Here is a 3753-nt window from a genome sequence, read left to right on the forward strand (position 1 = left end):
GACCACGGCGGCAACGGGATTCAGCGCGGCGCCAAACCGCGCAGCACGATCTCGACGCCGCCGTAGAACTCGTCGTCGATGGACATCGTCCGCGCCTGTCCCGCGGTCTGCACCAGCAGCGGGAATTCATCGGTGGACAGCGCGGCGATGGTCGCGGTGCCCGGGCCCGCGATCGAGGCGTAGTGCTCGCTCTGCAGGAAGCCGAGCAGGAAGCCGACCACCGTGCGCTGCGCGATCACCCGCTCGGAACCGGTGAAGCCCGCGTCGGTGAGCACGGTCAGCATGGCCTCCATCCAGTGCAGCGACGCCGCCGAGGACTGGCGGTGCCGCAGGATCAGCGGGACCGCGGCGGGATGGTCCGCGACGGCGGCGCGCATCCGCGTCAGCAGGACCGTCGCCCTGGCTCGCCAATCGGGACCCTCCGGCGGCGCGGTCTCCATGGCGCTCAGCACCCGATCCACCACCAGGACCTCCAGCTGATCCCGATCGGCGACATAGCGATACAGGCCCATGGTGGCGATGCGCAGTTCCTTCGCGATCGCCCGCATGGTCAGTCCGTCGAGCCCGTCGCGGTCGATGACGGCGAGGGCGGCGGTCCCGAGATCGTCGGTGGTCAGCGAACGAGGACGTGGCATGGGTTGACAGCGTACAAGGTACGCGCATACTGGTCGTAGGCGTACGTAGTACACCTACAAAGGAGAGACCATGTCATTGCCGACTTCCATCGCCGCCCGAAACTTGCGGACCGTCACCGGCGTCGAGGTGCCGATCCCGGATCCCGATTGCCGCGTCCACCTGCAATTCCGCCGCTTCGCGGGCTGTCCCGTGTGCAACATGCACCTACGTTCGATCGTGGTCCGCCAGCACGAGATCACCGCCGCGAACATCCGCGAGGTGATCGTCTTCCACTCGCACGCGGACGAACTGCGCAAGTACACCGACGAACTGCCCCTCGACGTGATCGCCGACCCGGATCGGGTGCTGTACCGCGAGTTCGGCGTCGAATCGTCGCCGCGCGCGCTGCTCGATCCGCGCGGCTGGCCCGCCATCGCCCGCGCCGTCGCGCACGACCTGCGCGCCGCATCGCGCCGCGACCGCCCCGCTCCCCCGTCCCGGCCCGACGGCGGCCCGCTCGGCCTGCCCGCGGATTTCCTCATCGCCCCCGACGGCCGCGTCCTGGCTTCCAAGCACGGCACGCACGTCTACGACCAGTGGTCGGTCGACGAACTGCTGGCGCTGGCGCCCTCGAGGCAGCTTCGATGAGCCCGCTCATCCGGCCGCGTGCGCCGGGCGCCACACGGCGAGATCCGGTCCCGGCCCCGTCTCCTCGGCCCCGACTCGCCGGAGCGTGCGCGCTGCTGTCCGGCGGACTGCTCGCTGGTGCGTTCGGATACGGAGCGGTCAACGTGCTCTACGCCTTTCGTGAGGTTCCGCTCGATGTCCGCTTCACCTTCCACACCGCGCTGATGCAGGTCAACGGATTCGTCATGCAGTCGCTGATGGGGCTGACCATCGTGAGCTGCGCGGTGCTCGCCGTGCGCGCTTCCGGCAGGCAGCGATGGACTGCCGGAGCCGCTGCGGCGCTGGCCTTCTCGTCCTTCTTGATCACGCGCTTCGGCAATGTGCCGATCAACCAGCACATCAAGCGCTGGGCGATCGAGGGGCCACCCGCCGACTACGCCGAGATGCTCGGCCGTTGGGAGGCATTCCATTTCGCCCGCACCGGCTGCGCGCTGCTGGCCTTCGCGCTGATCGTCCTGCTCACCATCCCGCATTTCACCGAGAAGGGAACACGCCCATGATGACCATCGAATTGTTCGTCTCCCCAGGCGTTCTCGATGCCGAGCGGAAACAGGCGCTCGCCGAACGCATCCTGCACGCGCTGACCACCGAGGACAGCGCGCCGGACGCGGTACTGGACAAGGCCCGCGAACTCACCCACGTGCTCGTCCGGGAGCCGGAAGTGTGGGCCACCGGCGGCCCCGCCGCACCGCGCTACCTCGTCCGCCTCACCGTCCCCGGTGCGTGGAGCAACAACCCGCAATTCGCCGACCACGTCGTGCCGATGATCACCGGGGCGATCGCCGCGACCGAGCCCGACCCGGATCGCCTCACCCGCGAACCGCACTGCGTCGTCCAAATCGTCGGCCTACGCGAACGCGGCCTCGCCACCCTCGGCCGCACCCTCACCAGCACCGAACTCACCGAACTGCTGACCGACGACTACCGCAACTCCGGCGAAACCCGCGAAGCGCCGGAAGGTTTCGTCATCGACCCGGTCTGCGGCATGACCGTCGAACTGGCCACCGCCGACCTGACCCTGACCCACAACGGCACCGACTACGCCTTTTGCGCCCCCGCCTGCCGCAAACTCTTCGCCGAAGAACACGCCATCTCCGCATGACCCCCGACCGCCTCGACGGCTGCCGCCGAAGAACCGGCGGCGGGCTTCGGCTCGATTCGTGGGCGCAGGCGTCGGATTCGCGAGCGCTGCCGTCTCGTCGCAGCGCCGCCCGCCGAGATCCCGCACCCGAAGAGCAACCCTTCGGGTTCGAATTCCTTGGTGCGCTTCACTTTACGCGCAATCGATCTATTGCGACCGATTGGTCAAATATGCGAGACTGCGAGCCGCAACAGCAACTACAGAATTGAACAAAGGATTCACCATGTCGTTCACCAAGCTGCTCGGCGCAGGCGTCGCCGCACTGGCTTTCGGCGCAGTCCTCACCGCAGGTCCGGCGCTCGCGGAGCCGATCACCCCCGCCCCGGTGGTCGCGCCCGGCGAGCCCGCCCCCGGCGGAGTGTCGTCGGGCAGCGCCGTCCTCGACCCGATCCTGCGCCTCCTGCGCTGCGGCTCCGCCTACAGCTGCGCCTAGGATCCCGGCACGTAGACCGGTCGACGGCACGGGCGGGATCGGGCCCGTCCGTGCCACGCGGCGCTCATAACGTGGCGCCCCAACCGGACCCAGGAGCTGCCGTGCTCGACCGCACCGCCCTCCGTGAGATCGGATTCACGGCAAGAGCGCGGCGGGATCGAGGGTGAATTCGAAAGGCGTTCGCACGGTGACCTTCTCACCGGCGGGGATCCGATGTGTCGGCTCGTAGCTGCGATCGCCGCCGAGGGAGTGGACGAACGCCACCGGCAACGACTCGCCCGGCAGTTGTCCTTTGAAAGCGTTCAGCTCGAAGCGCCAATAGTTCGGAATGCCCGCCTCGGCGTACAGGACCGGCTTCACCATGCGGTCCTGCAACGTGGTCGATTTGGAGACCACTTCGACGGCGAGCTGAACCTGCTCGACGGGAATCCCCCGACCGTCCCAGTCGATCGGGCCGGTGACCACGATCAAATCAGGGATGGGCTCGTCCTCGCCGACCAGGACCCCAACGCCGGGCAGCACCTCGAAGCCGTCCGGCTTGGCATCCTCGAGCGCACGATCGAGCCGCTTGATCAACCGCTGATCGCGCAGCCTCGGAGGCGCGCTTACAACGAGCTGACCGTTCAGTACCTCATACCGAAGCCCGTTCTCAGGCATGCGGTCGAGATCGGCAACCGTCCAACCGTCGGAGCCCCGACCCGGCATCGCCATGAATCACCTCCACCCCGCCGGTAAACCCCTCCGTAGAAATCGACGTTTCCCAGTCCAGCACAGATGAGACGGACGTTGTCATCCCGCACCGTCGGCCGGGGCTCCCGGGTGCAACGAACGAAGGCCGCCACCGATCCCTCGGCGGCGGCCTTCGTGGTCGAACAAC

Annotated in this window: 6 protein-coding genes; 4 read left to right on the forward strand and 2 right to left on the reverse strand. The window is 68.0% G+C overall.

Annotated features, from left to right (window positions below; genetic code table 11):
* Positions 1-20: 20 nt before the first annotated feature.
* Positions 21-635, reverse strand: coding sequence for a TetR/AcrR family transcriptional regulator C-terminal domain-containing protein (locus ABZV58_RS22915; protein ID WP_355002165.1), 615 nt, complete (start codon positions 633-635; stop codon positions 21-23).
* Positions 636-705: 70 nt separating this feature from the next.
* Here ABZV58_RS22915 and ABZV58_RS22920 point away from each other — a divergent pair, with 70 nt between their 5' ends.
* From ABZV58_RS22920 to ABZV58_RS22935, 4 genes are all read left to right on the forward strand, one after another.
* Positions 706-1263, forward strand: coding sequence for a peroxiredoxin-like family protein (locus ABZV58_RS22920; protein WP_355002166.1), 558 nt, complete (start codon positions 706-708; stop codon positions 1261-1263).
* Positions 1260-1802 carry a DUF1772 domain-containing protein gene (locus ABZV58_RS22925; RefSeq protein WP_355002167.1) on the forward strand — a complete coding sequence of 181 codons (543 nt, stop codon included), beginning with the start codon at positions 1260-1262 and terminating at the stop codon, positions 1800-1802. Before ABZV58_RS22920 ends, ABZV58_RS22925 begins: the two co-directional genes overlap by 4 nt.
* Entirely contained in the window at positions 1799-2404 is a 606-nt protein-coding gene (locus ABZV58_RS22930) for an ATPase (RefSeq protein ID WP_355002168.1), read from the forward strand. Before ABZV58_RS22925 ends, ABZV58_RS22930 begins: the two co-directional genes overlap by 4 nt.
* A gap of 262 nt (positions 2405-2666) precedes the next feature.
* Positions 2667-2876: a hypothetical protein gene (locus tag ABZV58_RS22935; RefSeq protein WP_355002169.1), complete on the forward strand. Its 210-nt coding sequence runs from the start codon at positions 2667-2669 to the stop codon at positions 2874-2876.
* Positions 2877-3011: 135 nt separating this feature from the next.
* Here ABZV58_RS22935 and ABZV58_RS22940 read toward each other — a convergent pair whose 3' ends face one another.
* Positions 3012-3587, reverse strand: coding sequence for a Uma2 family endonuclease (locus tag ABZV58_RS22940; RefSeq protein WP_355002170.1), 576 nt, complete (start codon positions 3585-3587; stop codon positions 3012-3014).
* Positions 3588-3753: the final 166 nt, after the last annotated feature.

The sequence above is a fragment of the Nocardia sp. NPDC004654 genome (assembly GCF_040609595.1).
GTDB lineage: Bacteria > Actinomycetota > Actinomycetes > Mycobacteriales > Mycobacteriaceae > Nocardia.